This window comes from Prosthecobacter sp. (assembly GCF_046154365.1).
Classification (GTDB): domain Bacteria; phylum Verrucomicrobiota; class Verrucomicrobiia; order Verrucomicrobiales; family Verrucomicrobiaceae; genus Prosthecobacter.
In genome coordinates, this window is record NZ_JBJXFV010000173.1 from 1 (window position 1) to 18,539 (window position 18,539).

The following is an 18,539-nucleotide window of genomic DNA, read 5'->3' on the forward strand; positions in this document are numbered from 1 at the left end:
TGTCAATGAGCCTCTGCGATCGTCCAGCCTCTGCGGTTAATTGGGATTGAACCGCAGAGGCTGGACGGTCGCAGAGCAGAACTGGATCCCTGAGTTTCCCCTGGGGTAAGGATGTCTGTCGTGCCGGGGGGGCACCAATGAGGCGACGCAGGCATGGCTCGGCCCGGAGAGAGGGCGGCTTGTGGCCTGAGATTACCGGCGCTGCTTCTGATTGAAGTTGGCGACGGTGCGGGCGGCTTCGCGGTTTTCGGCCTTGTCTTTGAGGTCCTGGCGCTGGTCGCCGTGCGTTTTGCCTTTGCCGACGCCGAGTTCGATCTTGATGTGGTGGCCTTTCCAGTAGGCACGCAAAACCGGGAGGGCGAGGCCCTTCTGCTGGGTATGCACGAGGAGCTTCATGATCTCGCGCTTGTGCAAGAGCAGGCGGCGGGAGCGGCGTGGCTCGTGGGTCTCGTGGCTGGCTTTTTCGTACACCTGGATGTCGCAGCCGTAGAGCCAGACCTGGCCGCGTTCGACGCGGGCGAAGGCGTCGGAGATGTTGAGTTTACCGAGGCGGATGGATTTGACTTCGGTGCCGCGGAGTTCGACGCCGGCCTCGTATTTTTCGAGGATGTGGAAGTCGCGTGCGGCTTTGCGGTTCGTGGCGATCTCGGACATGGCGGGGGAATGACGAAATCAGAATGACGACTGACGAAAAAAGGCTCCATGCGACCGTGGGGGACACATGGAGCCTAAAAAGGAGGGGCCTGTGGCCGGGGGCCTAGCTGTTGTCGATGTTGGCGATGGTGATCTTGCCCTGGATGATTTCGAGGAGGGCGAGGTCGGCTTCACGCAAACCGGGACGTCGCTCGACGAGGACAGGACGGCCCAGGGCGATCTGACGGACTCGTTTGGAGACCATGTTGATCAGGATGGGAGGATCTTTGATGATTTGCGCGGCTTGGTCAACGAGGTCAGCTCTCATAGAGGGAAAGTGGGGCTGGGGATTGGGGGGCGGAGAATAAGGGGAGTGGGGCGTGGTGCAACTGTTATGTTCCTGCTTTTCCCCTTGCGGAAACGGGGGCGGTACTGTCTCATCGGCGCTCGATTTTACCTCATGAAGAAAGCGCTCATCACCGGCATCACAGGACAGGACGGCTCGTATCTCACGGAACTGCTGCTCGCGAAGGGCTATGAGGTGCATGGGATCATCCGCCGGGCGTCGTCGTTCAACACGGGACGGCTGGAGCATCTGTTCAGCCCGGAATCGAACCTGCCGGCGAATCAACTGCACCTGCATTACGGGGATCTGATGGACTCGGTGGCGCTGGTGAAGCTGCTGTATGAGCTGAAGCCGGACGAGGTGTACAATTTGGGCGCGCAGAGCCATGTGCGCGTGTCGTTCGACGTGCCGGAGAGCACCGGAGACATCGTGGGCCTGGGGACGCAGCGCATTCTGGAGGCGATCCGCGAGACGGGGCTGGTGAAGAATGTGCGCTTCTATCAGGCGTCGTCGTCGGAGATGTTTGGCAAGGTGCAGGAGGTGCCGCAGACGGAGACGACGCCCTTCTGGCCTCGCTCACCGTATGCCTGCGCGAAGGTTTACGGCCACTGGTTGACGGTGAACTACCGCGAGAGCTACGGGCTGCATGCGAGCAGCGGGATTCTCTTCAATCACGAGAGTCCGCGACGCGGGGAGACCTTTGTGACGCGCAAGATCACGCGTGCAGCCACGCGCATCAAGATGGGGCTGCAGGACAAGCTGTTCCTGGGCAACATGGATGCGAAACGCGACTGGGGCTACGCGAAGGATTATGTGGAGATGATGTGGATGATGCTCCAGCAGGACGAACCGGACGATTATGTGATCGCGACGAATGAGACGCACAGCGTGAAGGAGTTTGTACAAGAAACCTTTGGCGCCCTCGATCTCGACTGGGAGAAGTATGTGAAATACGACGCTCGCTACGAGCGTCCGGCGGAGGTGGAGCTGCTCATCGGTGATCCGGCGAAGGCGCGGAAGAAGCTGGGCTGGGAGCCGAAGGTGAAGTTCAAGGAGCTGGTGCAGATCATGGTGGCAGCCGATCTCAAGATGGCGAAACACGAGCTGGCGGTGAAGAACGCGACGGTTGAGTGATCGCGGCGGTGAATCCCGTTTGAAGCTGGCATTATGAAGAAGATCGGCATCGGTATCATTGGTGGTGGCCTCATGGGGCGTGAAATGGCGAGCGCCTTCGCCCGCTGGTGTGCGCTGATGGATGTGGCCGTGCAGCCTGAACTGGTGGCCGTGGCCGATCTGGTGGAGGACGTGCGCAACTGGTTCGGCCGCATTCCTTCCTGCACGCAGATCACGGGTGATTATCACGAACTGCTGGCGAATCCCGCCGTGGACGTGGTCTATGTGGCGGTGCCGCACAATCTGCACGAGAAGATTTACTGTGACGTGCTGGCGGCGGGGAAGGATCTGTTCGCGGAGAAGCCGTTCGGCATTGATCTGGCCTCGGCGAAGCGCATTGAGGCGGCCGTGAAGACCTCGGGGCGTTTTGTGCGCTGCAGCTCCGAGTTTCCCTTCCTGCCGGGGGCGCAACGCGTGATGCATGCGGTGAAGGCTGGCAAGCTGGGGCGTATTCTTGAGGTGGTTTCAGGCTTCCATCACAGCAGCGATCTGGACGCCACGAAACCGGCGAACTGGAAGCGCAAGTCGGCGACTTGTGGTGAGATCGGTGTCCTGGGCGATCTGGGGATGCACGCATGTCATATCCCACTGCGTCTCGGCTGGCGGCCGCAGCGTTTGTTTGCGCAGCTTCAGAAGGGCTATCCGCAGCGGCCGGATGGCAAGGGCGGGATGGCTGAGTGTGACACCTGGGACAATGCGCTGCTGCATTGCTGGACGAATATTGACGGCTATGAGGTGCCGCTGCGGTTGGAGATGAAGCGCATGGCTCCGGGTGAGACGAACACTTGGTTCATTGAGGTGCTCGGCACGGAGGGCGGGGTGCGTTTCAGCACGAAGGAGCCGAAGACGCTGTGGCTGTTCGAGAACGGTAAGGAGCAGTTCTGGAAGAAGACGGACCTCGGCTTCGGCATGCCGTTCAAGACGGTCACGGGGGGCATCTTTGAACCGGGGTTTCCAGATGTGATTCAGCAGATGTGGGCGGCCTTTTTGATGGAGCGCGAAGGGTTGCTGGAAGGCCGATGCGGCTGTGCGACAGTCGCGGAGGCGGTGGCAACGCAGGAGATTTTTGCGGCTGCGCTGGCTTCGCACGGCCAGGGCGTTTTGCAGGCGCTGTGAAGAGGTGCCTCACCTCGCACAGCTACTTTGGATTTACGGCTTCACCTGTTGAGATGACCTGCGGGTAGCCGACAAGCTGGATGAGCGGGATGCTGTAGCGGGCGGCAATGGCATCCGCTTCGGATTCCAAGTAATCGTCGCGGAAATAGACTTCCTTCACGCCGTAGGCGCACAGCATCTGCATGCAACTCGTGCAGGGCTTGGTGGTGCAGGCCACGAGTTTGACGTTTCCGCGGGTGAAAAGACTGCACAGGTTCACCTCGGCATGCAGCATGTATTTTCTGCGGGCATCGCGATCTGCCCAGAAATCAGGATCGGCGTTATACCCGGGGGCGAGGCCGTTATAGGCCGTGCCGATGACGCGGTTGTCGAAGTCGATCGCAACGGCCCCGACTTTGCGAAAAGGATCCTCGGAACGCAGACTGGCGACATGGGCCAGGGCCATAGCGTACTCAGGTATTGTAAGTCTTTCGGTGGGACCGGAATGAGTTTCAGCAATCATGCGCGCAAATGATCTTCAAGGGTAGGAGCGTCAAGTGGTCGAAAATAAATCGTGAAAAATCAATTGAACATGTTTTATTGAACAGTATTTCATCCAAACGCTATGGCCACCAACAACGCAAGACAACCCTCGTTCATGAAATTTGTCGGCAAATTGCGAACTATAATCGCAGCAATTCCGGCGACAGACACCCCAAATAGGCCGTGGACCAAGGCCTATTCACGCGAAATCCAGTTGGAGCTAGATTTTGGACTTCGGGAAGGCTTTCGCCAGCGCAAGGAATCCACTTTTGCCCGCCGCACTCAGAAGAGGTGAGTCGGTTAAATCACTGAGAACACCCAAATATTTGAAAATGAAGGTGTGAATGTGGCAAAAAGGAGGAAAATTTGATATGGACAAAAGCATGGATAATTGCTTGTATCATCATTAATTCCCGTCACAATCTCTCTCTCGTTATGCTGATCAAACACTCCCGTCCCATCTCCATCGGTGCCTGCTTGCTGGGGACTGCCATCGCAATTGCCTGCTTGATGCCACAAGAAGCGAAAGCCCAATTTGGCATATCCCCCTCCCAAACGAGCAACTTTTTCAACGATTTCCGCAATCGCACAAGTCAGATGAAAAAGACCGCGCAGGCAGCACGCAGCGGTGATGTTGTCTATGATTACGAAAAGGGTGCCTATGTCAGTCAGGAGGATCAGGAGGGGTTTCAGGGGCTTCAGCAACTGTTGCGCTCAGACCGTGAGATTTCCCAGCCCTCCGTGAGAAGCGGCAGTTCCGCATTTGCCGCCCGTTCCGTGGGTGACTACACCACTTATTCAGGCCAGTATAACCAAGCGCTAAGTTATTTCGCACCTACCTACACGTCGGATCCATTCATGTCCGGTAAACGGAATATGAAGCTGGGTCCGGTGAACGTGGGGCTTGGTCTTTACCAGGGATTTGAATACAATAGCAATATCCGGCGTTCGGCTATTCCCATTTCGGATGTCATCAGCAGCACCCTGCTGAACGTCAGCGCCAACTACCGGCTTACCCAAAATAATGTGTTGAGCATCACTGCGGGGCTTGGTGTGGATCATTCCTTTAGCCATCCTGAATTGGCGGCTTATGGCAACGGAAACTACCTGATGAACATTTTGCCAGGAAGCACACTGGCCTTCGACATCAAGGCGGGCCCTGTTTACATCACGATTTATGACCGCTTCTCGCTGCGTCCGGCGACTAACAATGCATTCGTCGGGGGAGCCTCCAATTCCAGCTTTGGTGTTTTCTCGAATGACTTTGGTATTGCTGCCAACTGGCAGATCAATTCTGCTTGGGCATTGGCTGTAAACCTTACCAACAACGATTCTAAGGCATTGGGCAGTAATAATCAGCAGTTCAATCGTACCATGAATTCGTTGCACGCATCGCTGACATACAGCCCTGCTGCCACGTGGGTTTTAGGCACGGAAGGCGGGATTTCGCTCCTGAGCTATGAGCAGCCTACCCTGAATGACGCCACTATGTTTAACTGGGGTGCGTTCGTTAGCGTTCCGCTCGGTAAATCAACCGTCTTTAAACTCTCTGGCGGTTTGCAGTCTTTTGACTTCAAGACCCCAACAGTCCTTCCGCCAACTGGCCCTGGAGACACAAGCGACCTCAGCGGCTACTATTATAACCTCAGCATCACCAATCAACTCAATGCTCGTTTCAGCCATACGTTGTCAGTAGGCCATGAATCCTCGATCAACCTTGCATCCAACTACGTCACTTCAGATTTCGTCAATTATGGCCTGTCGATGATTGCTTGGAAAGGTGGGCGGTTTTCGATCTCAGGTTACTATGAGTACTCAAAGCCATCGCTCATCGACCCCACCTTCGCAGGAACGGGGCATAATCTTACGCAGTTTGGTGTTGATTTCTATTATACGCATCAAATAACTTCAAAACTCCGGCTTGGTTCTGGTTACCATTTTGGGCGTGCTGATTATTTTGAACTTATTGGAAGTGATAGTGATCAGCATGGCTTCTCCCTTGATTTGAATTATGCCGTATCAGCCAAAGCCGGTGTTAACATTGGTTACCGTCACTTTATCACCGATACCAAGCAGGCCAGTGCCGATTCCACCCAGAACCGCTTCATCATGGGGTTAAATTATAATTTCTAACGAACGGGTGCAAATCAGGTCGAAGTAGTGAGGGTCATCCATTCACTGAAGTCCTGAGGTGGTATGACTCACCCTGCACTGCATTTGTCCTCACTATGAAGAAATTCCTTTTCTTGTTTCTACTGTTTTCGTCGGCTCCTTGGCGCTTGACTGCCCAAGAACCTGGCTTTCGTATCGCTGAGTCTTCGAGCACTTCCAGACAAGCCGCCCAAACTGGGGAGGTGAATAAAGGGGCTGCCGTTCTGACATCCATGGATGTATTGGACGACAAGCAACCCATTTCACCTGGCGATAAGGTCAGCGTACGTATCCTTGAGGATCGGCGTGAAGCGTTGCAGCAGCGAGTCGCAGTTACTGGAGAGATCCAAGCGCCCTATGTGGGTTTGATAACCGCCAGAGGAAAAACATGTCGTCAGCTGGCAAACGACATCAAAAAAGAACTCGAGAAGAATTTCTTCAAAAATGCCACTGTGGTCATCGCGATTGATGAGTTCAATCCGGAGAATATGAAGAAATGGGGCGAGGAAGATCTGGAATTTTATGTCATGTTCGGGTTCGTTGCCAAACAGGGGAAATACGACTTGCCTTCCAATGAGGACATTACAATCAGTCAGGCCGTTCTCAGGGCAGGCGGTTTTGCTCAGTTTGCCAAGAAGGAAAAGGTTAAAATCATCCGCAAGACACCTCAAGGCAACAAGACAATCCTCGTCAATGTGGATGGCATCATGCAGAAAGGGGACATGGAAAGAGACATCTACATTCGCAAGGATGATGTAATCATTGTTGATGAATTGAACTGGAATTTCTGACGCTGAAGTGTCGCTAAGGCCACCCGCTACGCTAGACTGACCAAGAGCCATCTGAATAATCTCAGGCTCTAAGAATTAAAATCGAACATCGGGCCTGTCTTAAAATCCAATGGCGTAACTGCCGCCTTGAGCGAATCTGTAAGCTCGGAAATGTTCCGGGCGGTTCTGAGCAGGCAGTGGCTTACCGGACAGGATAAATTTCGATATCGCCCCCATCATGGAACAAACTCTCAATCTCCCAGGTCAGGTGCAATCAAGCACCCTGAGCCGCATTCACGAGGCTTCTGCCAAGTTCCAACGCTACAAAATTCTGCTGCGTCGTCGCTGGTGGTTCTTGCTGCTGACTGCCAGTATCGGAGTTTGTGTTCAGGCGCTGCGTATTACGGGGCGTCCTCAAGAGTTCCGCTCTCTCGCCAAGCTCGTGGCAGGTGGCCAGATGGTGTTCAATGACAATGTCACGTGGCGGGAGCAGCAGGCGGATTTTTATGGCACGATCATCGAAACCGTCGAAAGCGCTGAAATGAAACGGCGTGCCTTGGAGCGCGTGCGTGCTCTGAACCCAGACATGAAGGATTCTGATGTGGAAATCCGGGTGGCTCAGACCAAAGGGTCGGCCATTTTTAATATTCTTGCCACGGGCTCTGAACCCAAATACACCAAGATTTTCCTGGATGCCCTGTTGGATGAGTTCATTGCCTTTCGTCAGGCCATTCGCGAGCAGGCTCAGGGCAAGGTTCTCCAGCAGTTCCTGCAGGAAGTGGTCAGCAAACAGAAAGTCATGGAGGAAAGTATGGAACGGCTTGCCAAGTTCAGGACAGCCAACAACATCATTACCATTATTAATGGCAACAACCTCGCCGCCCAGTTTTTGACCAATCTGCAGTCTCAGCGCGAGAGCCAGCGTACAACGCTCGAAGAACTCAGGCTGGCACTCGCTAATGTGGATGCCGCCATGGAAGCGCGTGAACGCTCCTTGAATGCAGGGACCGTTCCATCATCAACTCCTGCCAAAACAACTGAAAACACTCAGCCTTCGGGGGTAAAATCCGAAACATCTCCCGGAAGCCATGGCATGACCATGGCCGAACAGGATTATCTGCGCACGAAATCGAAGATTACCGAACTGAAAACCAAGCTCGACTCCCTGCTCATTCAGTTCAAGGAGCAGCATCCGATGGTTCAGGACATCACGGAAGAACTTGGGACGCAAAAGGCGCTGTTGGACTCATATGCCAATCAGATTCAGCAGGAAATGCGCTCCCAGATGGGAGATATTCAGCGTCGTGTGCAGGTGTTGGATGCACAGATTGTCGAAAAACAAAAGGAGGCTCTTGATCTAGGAGGTAAGATTGCGGAGGATGAAAAATTGGGGAAAGCGGCTGACACGGCAAAAATGGCCTATGAGAAGCTGTTTGAAAAAGTGGAGGCCATCCAAAGCGTTTTCAACTCTCAGGCTGATTACGTAGCCGTTCAAGAACGTGCCACACCGGCTTCTGAAAATGTCGAAGATTGGGTCATGCCCATTGTGATCGGTCTCATTGCCGGTGTCGGTGTCGGCATCGTCATTCTCCTGCTATTTGACCGTCTTGATGATCGCATGAATTCGTTCAGCGAGTTTCAAGCGTTGTTCCCGGGCGAAGCGGTGCTCGGACAGGTGCCGGAGCAGCGGAATCGTGGTGACGTGGCCCTGCTGCGTCCGAATGACGACCGTCATCTCTACGCGGAGGCTTTCCGCAATGTGCGTTCCTCCATTCTGTTCAAAAACTGGCAGGGCAAGCCGCCGAAGACCATTCTAATCACCAGCGCGGTGCCTAATGAAGGCAAGACCACCGTCACCTCCAACCTTGCCGTCACCATGGCATTGGCGGGGGCCCGTGTGCTGTTGGCGGACTGCGACCTTCGTCGCGGTGGCGTGAGCGAATTGTTCAAACTGCCATCCTCACCCGGCTTGAGCGAGGCTCTGCGTGGCAAGCTGCATTGGCGTGATGCCGTGCAGGAAACCAGCACACGAAACCTTGATCTGCTCGCCCGTGGCGATGTTTTCGATCAAACCTCCGAGATGCTCCTGTCCAAAACCGCCGAGGAAATGCTGCGCGAGATGAGCGAAGAATACGATTATGTTATCTTTGACAGTGCGCCGGTGCTCGTGGCCGATGACACGGCCAGCTTTGCACCGAAACTCGATTCAGTTCTCTTTGTCGTTCGCATGTCGTCCACCATGGCCCGTCTCTCGGGCAAAGCACTTGACCTGCTCTATGAACGTCAGGTGAACATCGGCGGCGTCATCTTGAACCGTTCCAGCTCCAACCTGAAAGAGTACACCTACTACAACTACGCCAGCTACTACTACGCCCCGGCGAAGACGACTCCACAGCCACCTGCTGCGCCTGCGGCTGCAAAGTCCTGATGGCTTACGCAAATCCTTGCCCATGAAAAAAGCGCGGGAGTTTCAAGCTCCCGCGCCTTTTTTTTGCTCTTCAGATTCAAGCGGTCGATCAAGCCAGCTCTGCGAGCTTTGCCTTCACGGCGTCGAAGTTTGGCAAATCCTTCGGTGTGGCGGTCTGTTCGGCGTATTGGATGTCACCGTTCTTGTCGATGACGAAGGCGGCACGCGCGGAGGTGTCACCGATGCCGGCGAGGCCGGGGAAAAGCACGTCATAGGCCTTGGTGGTTTCCTTGTTGAGGTCGCTGACCAGCGTGATGCCGATCTTTTCCTTCTGCGCCCAGGCTTCCTGCGCGAAGGGGCTGTCCACGCTGATGCCGATGACTTCGGCGTTCAGATCGCTGTAGCTGCTGAGACCGGCGGTGATGTCGCACAGCTCCTGCGTGCAGACGCCAGTGAAGGCCAGCGGGAAGAACAGCAGCACGGTATTTTTACCGGCAGGGAGCGAGACATCGCTGAGGCCGGAGGCGTTTTTGGATTTGAGGGTGAAGCTGGGGGCTTTGGAGCCAACGGAGAGTGCCATAAGGGTGGGTGTGTTGAGGGGTTGAGAGGTTCGTCGAACCGCCGCCATCAAGCCCAGTTCACCCGCTTGGTCAAGCGAGCGGCATGAGTTCCTTGATCGGCTCCCCAAACGGCAGGATCGGCATCGGGCGGCCTTGAAAGTCGTCAAAGGTGTCGTCGTAGTCGATGCCGAGGTGCTGATACACCGTCGCCCAGAGGTCATTCGGACTCATGGGACGCTCGATGGGGAATTCCCCGCGCGGATTGGTGGCACCGATGACCTGGCCGGTCTGCATGCCACCGCCGGAGACGATGAAGGACATCGCGTTCGGCCAGTGATCGCGTCCGGGCTGCGTTACGCCGGTCTGTGTGCCGATCTGCGTGTTGATCTTCGGGGTACGGCCAAATTCACCGGTGATGATGACGAGCACGTCTTTGTCGAGACCGCGCTGGTGGAGGTCCTCGATCAGCGCCGATGCCGCCTGGTCATAAACCGGCATGCGCCAGCGGGCATCTTCATACATGTGGCAGTTCACCGCGTGGCTGTCCCAATTGTAGCAGCAGTTCTTCGGGATGGCGGTGGAGAAGGGATTTTCCCAGACCATCGTGACGAAACGGCTGCCCGCTTCGACGAGACGCCGCGCCATGAGGCCGCGCTGGCCGTAGGTGCTGTAGCCGTAGCGCTCGCGCACTTTGGTGGGTTCTTTGCTGAGGTCGAAGGCGTCACGCACGGCGGGCGTGGTGAGCATGCCAAAGGCACGCTGGCTGAAGCTGTCCATCGCCTCCATCAGGCCGCTCCGGTCCATCTCGCGCCGCAGATTGTCCATGCCCTTGAGCAGGTGCATGCGGTCATCGAGCCGCGACTCCATGTCCGGCGTGAGGCCGATGTTTTCGACTTTGAAATCCTTCGCGCTGGGATCGCCCGCGACCATGAACGGCGACGCCGATGGCCCGAGATAGGCCGCGCCGAGCGAAAACGTGTCGATGCCCTGCCGTCCGCGATCCACCCCCGCCACGCACGTCGGCATCGCCTGTCCGGCACGGTGGAGCTTGCGGCTGATGATCGACTGCACCGACGGCGCATCATTGACGAAGCCGACGGGCGAGGCGGGCAGGCGGCCAGTGAGGAAGCGCTTGTGACCGCCGCCGTGATCCGCGAACTCGTGATGCACCGAGCGGATGATGTTGAATTTGTCCGCGATCTTGGCCTGAAGTGGGAACAGTTCGCTGATGTGCGTGCCGGGGACGTTCGTACGGATGGGATTGAGCACGCCGCGATACTCCACCGGCGCGTTCGGTTTCATGTCATAGCTTTCGAGCTGCGACATGCCGCCCGGCAGCCACACGAAGATGACGGACTTGTCTTTGAGGCGCTTCCCGGCCGTTTTGGCGAGGGTTTCGGCACGCAGCGTGTCCGCGAGCGACCAGCCGCTGAGACCGAGCGTGCCCATCTGCAAAAAACTGCGGCGCGAGAGTGGACCGGAGCAGTGTGATGATGAGGATGCGAATGACATGAGCGTCGGGAATACGACGGCGCAGCGGGCAATCTCTCAGCCTTGCTGAGATCACTTCAAGCTCAGGATGAACGCCTTCACATCCGCGAACTCCTGCGGCTTCAGGATGAGGTTCATCGGCGGCATCGGCGAGATCGGCGTAGCGGTGTAGCCTTCGGCGAGTTTGGCGTTGGGGTTGATGAGGCTCTCCAAAATGTAGGCGGCGTCTTTGCGTGTTGCGATGCCATCGAGCGCCGGACCGACGGCGCTGCCTTGGCCTTTGAGGATGTGGCAGTTTTTGCAGGCGGCCACGGGATGGGTCCAGAAGATGTTCTCGCCGCGTTTGGCGTCGCCGATGAGCTTGGATTCGTCCTCTTCGGCTTCGGGGATGAGTTCGCAGAGCTTCACGTCGTCGAAGTAGGTGTCGCCTTTGCCGACGTGGAGGAGGTTGATGCTGGCTTTCGGGCGATCCTTGCTATTGAAGGTCACTTCGACCTCGGTCCAGTCTTGGTCACGCTTCAGCGTGTTGGTTTCGGCGCGGCCAAGGTGGTCGTTGAGGCTGGCTTTACCACGGAAGGCATGTGTTTTGATCCAGGCGCTGAGTTTGTATTCCGTATTCGGCTTCAGCGGCACGTCGGCGAAGAAACTGGTGTCCGCATCATCGCGGGTGATGCAGCGCATGGCCCGTTTGCCGCTGTGGACCATCTTGGAGTCGGTGACGAAGCCCCACTGCGCTCCAGCATTGCCGGGACGCTTGCCATAGTCGCGGTGCTGCCATGTTTTGGCGATGGGTTCTTCAAAGCCGGGATTTGGCAGCAAATTCGGCCCTTCTTGGTAGTTTAGCGCTTTGTGTCGCTTGCCGAGCATTTTCGCCGCCTCAGTCAGCCATTCGTCGCTTTTCACGATGGGATCAGCCGCGAGTTTTTTGACCAGCGTTTGGATTTCCGGCGTCGTCGCGAAATCCGCGAGCTTCACGAAGGCTGCGAGCCGTGTGTGCAAATCCGGGTCCGAAAACACGCCCGAGCCGAAGAAGAGGTCCTGCGCGGCCTTGTCATTGCCGAGGGCACGGGTGGCGTTACGGCGCAGTTTGGCGTCTTTGGAGATGAGGCTGAGTTGGTGGACGGATGGCGCGAGCTTTCCAGTGCCATGCAAGGCCCAAAACTCATGGGCGTTGCTCGGTGCAGCCGGGCAAGCTAAGGGGTCGTTGGTAGCCACGATGATGCGTTGTGCCGTGAGTCTTCCTGAGAGCGTGCCTGCGGTGAGCGAAGGCATTTCCGGCTTCGGATTTGTGCCTTTGGCGACGATGCGATAAATCCGCCCCCGGCTATGATCCCGCAGGTCATTCTCATGCGCACCGCCGACTCCCGTGGTGGCCACGAAGCCGCCGCGTTCCATGCTCGGCGTGGGATTGTGCTGGATGATGAAATTTTGGAAATCGGCCACCCACACGGCACCGTCGGGGCCGACTTCGGCGTGCACGGGGCTGTTCCATTCGTCGCTGCTGGCGTAGAGGTTCATGTAGTCGAGCGCTTTCCAGCCTGCGCCGTCGGGCTGCACATCGACGAGCGATACGGTCTTCATCGTTGGCTCACAGATCATGGCTTTGCCTTGGAAGCGAGCGGGAAGGGCGTCGCTGTAGATGAAGTTTGACCCCGCAGCGGCGGTGTAGCCGCCGAAGACATCGACCTGACGGAAGTTCGGCGTGATGGTGTGGCAGGTATCGACGACATTGATCTTCTTCGCCGTGAAACCACGGCCTTCGGGATACGCGGTGGCGGGGATGCCGCCGAAGAAGATGGGCGCTCCATTCGCGGTGCCGCCGAATTGATCGCCCGCGTCGTTGGTGCTGTGTGCCCACGCGTTGTTGGTGAACTGATGCAGGAACTCGAGGGCGCTGCCGTCTGCCTTGAAGCGATAGGTGCCCATGGCGAACTGATGCTGCTTGCCGCCGACGTAGCCTTCGATGCCGCTGTAGCCGACGCAGCCGTAGATCCAATTGTCGAAGCCGTAGTGCAGGTTGCTGGCCTGCGCGTGCGTGTCGCGGATGCCCCAGCAGTCGATGATCGTCTCGCGCTTGTCGGCCTTGTCGTCGCCATCGGTGTCTTCGAGGTAGATGAACTTCGGTGGTGCAGCCACGATGATGCCTTTGCGCGCGAAAACGATGCCGGTGGGCAGATTGAGCTTGTCGGCGAAGACGGTGAACTTGTCGGCCTTGCCATCGCCATCGGTGTCCTCGCAGATTTTGATGCTGTCCTGGCCTTCACCGTTTTCCTTGATGCCGTGCGGATAGTCGCGCGTCTCGACGACCCAGCAGCGCCCGCGCTCATCCCACGCGAAGGCGATGGGCTTGGCGATGTCCGGCTCGCTGGCGAAGAGCTTCAATTCGCAATCGGCGGGCACCTGCGTGCGCTCCATGCTGGCCTTCACGCTCATGGGAAGCTGGAGCGTGAGCGGCTCCGGGCGCTTCTCGTAATTGGCGACTTGGGGGTGCGGCTTGCGCTCTTCGGGATCACGCTGCTTCAGGAAGGCCTCGTAGCTGGCTTTGCGCTCGGGGGAGAGTTTGGCAAGGATGCGGGACTTGAGATCGGACTGCTCAGACAGATCGGACGGATTCAGAATGAGATCGTAGTTCTCAGCAGGCAGTTCTGCCTTGGCATAATCAAACCAGATCGCATCGCGCCCCAGATCACGCATGGCATCGTGCAGCGGACCGATGGCGGTTTGTTCCTTGCCTTCAGCGTCGAGGTAAAGCACGCGGACGGGTCCGACGGGCGCGGCGTGGGCCGAAACGGCAGCGAGAAGGGTAATCAAGAGGGCTTTCATGGTCGGGGCTGATTTCGCCAGACAGAACTCACTTTGGCGAGCCTGAAGTGCGGACATCTTTTGGGCGGAATCGGCCATGATGAATGTTCGGAGTCCCGGCTTTAGCCGGAAAACCGTTCGACGAAGGTGAGAACGAACGATTCGTCGCATCCTCGTGCTTGCCACGCCTTGCCGCCTGAAGGCAGGACTCCGCACGGGATGATTTTGCCCCTTATCATTTTGCAAACGCATGATTGAAGTCATCATCGGGGCCGTGACCGCCACATTGAAACATCGCCTGTTCTTGATCCTCGCTCCGCTGCTCAGCGGTGGCATTCTTGTGTTGGGTTTTCCTCGTTGGAGCTCGGATCTCGCGGTGTGGTTGTGGTTGCTGCCGTTGCTAGCGGTGATCTGGCCGACGGATTCAGACCAGGGATTCAACCACAGAGGTCACGGAGAGGCACAGAGATCAGAAAGCAGAACTCTGTGGTCCTCTGTGATCTCTGTGGTGAAATCTTTTCTGCTGCGTTCTGGCTTTCTGCCCGGCTTTCTCGCGGGACTGGCGTTCTTCATTCCAAATCTGTCCTGGGTGCGGCATTCGTCGCGCGTGGCGCTGGGTGCAGCGGTGGATGACTCATGGGTGGGCTGGGGGCCGGAGTTGATGGGATTTGCGGCGGTGATCGGGCTGTCGGGCTACTGCGCGGTTTATTTTGGGCTGTGGGCGTGGTTCACGCAGCGGTTTGCGCGGCCGAATGTAATCACGCTGACAAAAGACTCATGGCAGAGCAGCACGCTGCATTCGCTTTGGTGCGCGTTTCTCGCGGCGGCGGCGTGGGTGGCGTGTGAATGGCTGCGCAGCACGACGGTGTTCACCGGCTTCGGCTGGAACGGCCTCGGCGTGGCGATGCATCGCAATCTGGTGCTGATTCAGGCGGCGGATCTCGTGGGCGTGATGGGTTTGTCGTTTCTGCCGGTCTTCGCGGCCTGCACATGCTGGAACACGCTCACGCGGCTCATCCTGGCCTATTGCGGCAAAGGCACCTGCAAGTCGCGTTTGGACTTCACGGTCGCTTTGATCCTGATGCTGACGACGGCGGGCTATGGGATGCTGAAGCTGGGCGAAAAACGCACGGACGACATCAAGGTGCGCACATTGCTGGTGCAACCAAACGTGGCGCAAGTCGATGCGTGGACCGGGCGGTTGGCGGAGAGTATCTACGAGCGGCTCAATCAGTTCACGCGCATGTATGCGGCGGCGAAGGACGGCAAGAGTGCGACCGATCTCGTGATCTGGCCGGAGAGCGCGCTGCCGGTGAACTTGAACGACAAGTTCCAGCAACTGCCGGAAGGCTGGCACACGAAGTACTTCGATGACCTGCTGCACTCCGGGGATTTCAGCCTGCTCACCGGCACGGAGCTTCACGATGACGATGGCAAAGCCCACGTCTCGGCGGTGTTGTTTCATGGCAATGCCGCGAACCATCAGGACTATCACAAGGTCCACCTCGTGCCCTTCGGCGAATACCTGCCACTGCGTGACATCCCACCGTTTTCTTTCCTCCGCGGCGTGCTGCCGGGCGATTTTATGCCGGGAGAGAAGACCGAGCCGCTGCGGCTGGCAAAGCCGGAGGTGCAGATCATTCCGCTGATCTGTTTTGAAGACACCGTGGGCCGCGTGGCACGCAAATTCGTGCGTGAGGCACCGCAGATGATCGTGAACATCAGCAACGACGGCTGGTTCCTGCAAAGCGCCGAAACGGAAGTGCATCTCGCCAACGCCCTCTTCCGCGCCGTCGAACTGCGCCGCCCGATGGTGCGTGCCACGAACACCGGCGTGAGCTGCTTCATCGACACGCACGGTCGCATTACCTCACAGCTCAGCGATCCCGAGACCGGCACGTCCTTCCTCGAAGGCACGCTGCCGGGAGAGGTTTCGGTGCCGCGCAAGCCGGTGATGACGCTCTATGCGCGGTTTGGTGACTGGTTTGCGCTGGGGATGCTGGGGGTCTGTCTGGTGACGTGCTTGGTGAAGCGGTTCGATGGCAAGACGAGAGACCAGCGCTGATGCGCGTCACTCACCGGTGAACGGCGGGATGTGGGGCCGGGGCCAGTGGGTGTGGCCCTTCATGGCGGCGGTGAAGGGGGCCTGATGAGCGGCAGCAACGCGGGTGATGGGCGTCACGCCAGAGGCTGATGCCGGGCTGGGTGTCACCGGCGTGGTGATGATGCTGCTGGCAGGCGAGGTCTGATCAACGGTGCCGGAATGGAGGGAGTTCATGACGTGCAGATGCGTTTTGAAACACTGACTTTCACCGCAGAGATTGGAACGCCGCAGAGGTTTTCAGAAGAAATCTCTGCGGCGTTCCTGCCTCTGCGGTGTTCCATGATTGAGTGGTTCCTTTGGAAAACACGGCGGTGCTGGCAGAGGCACTCCAGCGTTGGAGAGGGCGCTATGCGGTCAGTGGTTGCACCAGCTTGGAGCGGGAGGGGCGGCGGGTGCGGTAGGTCACGGGGAAGGAGGACTGCTGCAGCACCGCCTTGGCGGCTTCACGTTTGCTTTGGTAGAGGCCGGTGGCGGGCTGTCGGGGGAGGCGGGCCTGGCCATGGTGGCAGACGTCGCCGACCCAGAATTGGTAGTCGATCTGGATGTCAAAGCACTCCTGCGGGCTGAAGCAGGTGACGGGACTGGGGCGCACGCGGCAGCGGGTGAGTTCGGCCTGCGCGGTGACTTTCCGGCCCAGGATCCAGTCGAGCGGCCTGAAGCTGCGGAGACACTGCCTGAGTCCCGCTGTCACGGCGGCGGCGCTGGGGGCGAAGGCGGGGAAGCCATGGTTCAGCGTGGGATGGATGGTGGTCATGGGAGTGGTGTGGGTGAAGGGTGATGAAGAAGCAGCGGGCACGCGCCACGCATTCAGAGCGGGCGGGCGTCCGGCCCACTGCTGCGCCGCCTACGGCGCAGCATCACACCCATCAAGCCAGCGCCGAGCAGCAGCGTACGGGACGGCTCGGGGACTGCTTCGGGCTCAAAGGCGAGATACGCAGGGCCACTCAAGCCACTGGCAAAGACCGAGCCGGTGCCGTCGGGGGTGTACTTCATAATCGTGCCGGCGCCTCGGTTTGCCGCGTAGAGATTGCCCGCGCTGTCAAACTCCAGTCCGTATGGCGAGCTCAAGCCGCTGCTGGCGAAGACCGAGCTGACGCCGCCGGGGGTGAACTTAATAATCCTGTTGCTGTCGGTGCTTGCCACGAAGAGATTGCCCGCGCTGTCAAAGGCCAAGCCTTCTGGGTTGTCCAAGGCGTGGTTGCTGCCGAAGAGAGAGCCGACGCCGCCGGGGGTGAACTTATAAATATCGTTGCTGAAACTTCGCACGTAGAGATTGCCCGCGCTGTCAAAGTCCAGGCCGGTTGGGTTCTGCACGCTGCTGGCAAAGACTGAGCCGACACCGCCGGGGGTGAACTTCATAATCTGGGCGTCGAGGTATTTTGCCACGTAGAGATTGCCCGCGCTGTCAAAGGCCAGGCCTTTGGTGGCGCCCGTGCCGCTCGCAAAGACGGTGCTCTGACCTGTGACAGTCGAGAACTTCAGAATATTTGAGTTGGCCCAGTTTGCCACGAAGAGATTGCCCGTGCTGTCAAAGGCCAGGCCGTATGGCTGGTTCAAGCCGTTCGCGGAGCTGGCAAAGGTGCCCAGGTTGGCACCCGTCGTGGAATCGAATTTAGTAATGGTGTTGTTATTGGCGTTGCTGACGAAAAGCGTGGCGGCCTGGGTGGCAGGGGCCGCCAGGAACAGCCCGGTGAGCAGGCTGCGGCGGAGGGCCCGCGCGATGCGGGAGGTGAGCGGAGGTGTGGGTGTGTGCATGGGAGGCGTGGGTGGGAGTGGATGATCCGGGTGACGTTGCCAAGGCGGCCCCCGTGGCCGGAGCGCGGGTTCATGGCTCTTCTTTGCCGTCCGCCGCGAAAAGTGACGCGGAAGGTGAAAATATTTTCGAACGCGCGGCGGCGGGGGCGTCGCGATGCCGGAGAGGCGGCCTACGGAACACGCGGAAGGCACGGAACGCGGAGGTTGGATGTCGTAGGCTGGGTGTGGCGTCAGCCCGCCCGGCTGAACGGGGCGCATTCGGCGAACGAACGCCCGAAGAGACGACCGGGCTGTCGCCACAGTCATCCTACTTCAATCCGGCAAGGCACTCCTCTGGTTCCGTGTGTCCCGTGGGCCCCGGTTTCTTGCCAGGAATGAGTTAAGGGAACACCCGAACACGGAGTGTCTCCCACAGATTCAGAAAACCCGCAGATTCGGACCCGCAGCATTCCATCGGTGGGTTTTCTGAATCTGCGGGAAAATATCTTCCAAGATGAGCCATGGGAGAGGTTTCGGGGGTGCCGTTCAATCTCTGCCGCTTCTGAATAACTTGGCGAGTTTCGATGCGGTTTGGATCGGCAAAAAAAAATGGGCGGTAAAAAATGCGCGGCCAGACTTCATCTTTTACCGCCAATCTTTTTGCCGATAGGCTTACCGTTTGAAAGTTACTCCACGTTCTGCCATCAAGCCGCCTTGAGTTCAGGTGCTC

The 18,539-nt window shown here is 58.0% G+C and carries 16 protein-coding genes; 6 read left to right on the forward strand and 10 right to left on the reverse strand.

Annotated elements, in window-relative coordinates; translation table 11 throughout:
- Positions 1 to 192: 192 nt before the first annotated feature.
- Together smpB and ACKVY0_RS22345 are read right to left on the reverse strand one after the other, a co-directional pair.
- A complete protein-coding gene (gene smpB, locus ACKVY0_RS22340) occupies positions 193 to 654 on the reverse strand; it encodes an SsrA-binding protein SmpB (RefSeq protein WP_409217069.1) in 462 nt (153 codons plus the stop codon).
- Between the two features lie 103 nt (positions 655 to 757).
- Positions 758 to 961, reverse strand: coding sequence for a DNA-directed RNA polymerase subunit omega (locus ACKVY0_RS22345; protein ID WP_409217070.1), 204 nt, complete (start codon positions 959 to 961; stop codon positions 758 to 760).
- Between the two features lie 132 nt (positions 962 to 1,093).
- Here ACKVY0_RS22345 and gmd point away from each other — a divergent pair, with 132 nt between their 5' ends.
- Positions 1,094 to 2,113, forward strand: coding sequence for a GDP-mannose 4,6-dehydratase (gene gmd / locus ACKVY0_RS22350; protein WP_409217071.1), 1,020 nt, complete (start codon positions 1,094 to 1,096; stop codon positions 2,111 to 2,113).
- Between the two features lie 33 nt (positions 2,114 to 2,146).
- On the forward strand, positions 2,147 to 3,268 hold the full coding sequence (locus ACKVY0_RS22355) for a Gfo/Idh/MocA family protein (protein WP_409217072.1): 1,122 nt from the start codon (positions 2,147 to 2,149) through the stop codon (positions 3,266 to 3,268).
- 22 nt (positions 3,269 to 3,290) lie between these two features.
- On the opposite strand, the gene ACKVY0_RS22360 is transcribed toward ACKVY0_RS22355, so the two are convergent.
- The gene (locus ACKVY0_RS22360; RefSeq protein WP_409217073.1) at positions 3,291 to 3,713 is read right to left on the reverse strand and encodes a deoxycytidylate deaminase; all 423 of its coding nucleotides are present in this window, start codon (positions 3,711 to 3,713) and stop codon (positions 3,291 to 3,293) included.
- 512 nt (positions 3,714 to 4,225) lie between these two features.
- Here ACKVY0_RS22360 and ACKVY0_RS22365 point away from each other — a divergent pair.
- The 3 genes from ACKVY0_RS22365 to ACKVY0_RS22375 all read left to right on the forward strand — a co-directional run bounded on the left by ACKVY0_RS22365 (position 4,226) and on the right by ACKVY0_RS22375 (position 9,139).
- Positions 4,226 to 5,923, forward strand: coding sequence for a hypothetical protein (locus ACKVY0_RS22365; protein WP_409217074.1), 1,698 nt, complete (start codon positions 4,226 to 4,228; stop codon positions 5,921 to 5,923).
- 95 nt (positions 5,924 to 6,018) lie between these two features.
- The gene (locus ACKVY0_RS22370; protein ID WP_409217075.1) at positions 6,019 to 6,732 is read left to right on the forward strand and encodes a polysaccharide biosynthesis/export family protein; all 714 of its coding nucleotides are present in this window, start codon (positions 6,019 to 6,021) and stop codon (positions 6,730 to 6,732) included.
- A gap of 217 nt (positions 6,733 to 6,949) precedes the next feature.
- Positions 6,950 to 9,139 carry a polysaccharide biosynthesis tyrosine autokinase gene (locus tag ACKVY0_RS22375; RefSeq protein WP_409217076.1) on the forward strand — a complete coding sequence of 730 codons (2,190 nt, stop codon included), beginning with the start codon at positions 6,950 to 6,952 and terminating at the stop codon, positions 9,137 to 9,139.
- A gap of 88 nt (positions 9,140 to 9,227) precedes the next feature.
- Here the strand turns inward: ACKVY0_RS22375 and ACKVY0_RS22380 are convergent, their stop codons facing one another.
- The 3 genes from ACKVY0_RS22380 to ACKVY0_RS22390 all read right to left on the reverse strand — a co-directional run bounded on the left by ACKVY0_RS22380 (position 9,228) and on the right by ACKVY0_RS22390 (position 13,992).
- Entirely contained in the window at positions 9,228 to 9,698 is a 471-nt protein-coding gene (locus ACKVY0_RS22380; protein ID WP_409217077.1) for a redoxin domain-containing protein, read from the reverse strand.
- Positions 9,699 to 9,768: 70 nt separating this feature from the next.
- Positions 9,769 to 11,190 (reverse strand): DUF1501 domain-containing protein, encoded by a 1,422-nt coding sequence (locus ACKVY0_RS22385; RefSeq protein ID WP_409217078.1) that lies wholly within the window; start codon positions 11,188 to 11,190, stop codon positions 9,769 to 9,771.
- Positions 11,191 to 11,241: 51 nt separating this feature from the next.
- Complete coding sequence (locus tag ACKVY0_RS22390; RefSeq protein ID WP_409217079.1) at positions 11,242 to 13,992, reverse strand: PVC-type heme-binding CxxCH protein; 2,751 nt, start codon at positions 13,990 to 13,992, stop codon at positions 11,242 to 11,244.
- Positions 13,993 to 14,479: 487 nt separating this feature from the next.
- On the opposite strand from ACKVY0_RS22390, the gene lnt reads away from it, so the two are divergent.
- Positions 14,480 to 16,036, forward strand: a complete 1,557-nt coding sequence (gene lnt / locus ACKVY0_RS22395; RefSeq protein WP_409217080.1) for an apolipoprotein N-acyltransferase — start codon at positions 14,480 to 14,482, stop codon at positions 16,034 to 16,036.
- Positions 16,037 to 16,042: 6 nt separating this feature from the next.
- On the opposite strand, the gene ACKVY0_RS22400 is transcribed toward lnt, so the two are convergent.
- From ACKVY0_RS22400 to ACKVY0_RS22415, 4 genes are all read right to left on the reverse strand, one after another.
- A complete protein-coding gene (locus tag ACKVY0_RS22400; RefSeq protein WP_409217081.1) occupies positions 16,043 to 16,249 on the reverse strand; it encodes a hypothetical protein in 207 nt (68 codons plus the stop codon).
- A gap of 172 nt (positions 16,250 to 16,421) precedes the next feature.
- Complete coding sequence (locus ACKVY0_RS22405) at positions 16,422 to 16,829, reverse strand: hypothetical protein (RefSeq protein ID WP_409217082.1); 408 nt, start codon at positions 16,827 to 16,829, stop codon at positions 16,422 to 16,424.
- A 53-nt stretch (positions 16,830 to 16,882) separates the two neighbouring features.
- Positions 16,883 to 17,830 (reverse strand): PEP-CTERM sorting domain-containing protein, encoded by a 948-nt coding sequence (locus ACKVY0_RS22410; protein ID WP_409217083.1) that lies wholly within the window; start codon positions 17,828 to 17,830, stop codon positions 16,883 to 16,885.
- 379 nt (positions 17,831 to 18,209) lie between these two features.
- Positions 18,210 to 18,539 (reverse strand): hypothetical protein (locus tag ACKVY0_RS22415; protein ID WP_409217084.1); only part of this gene is annotated, 330 nt, incomplete at its 5' end.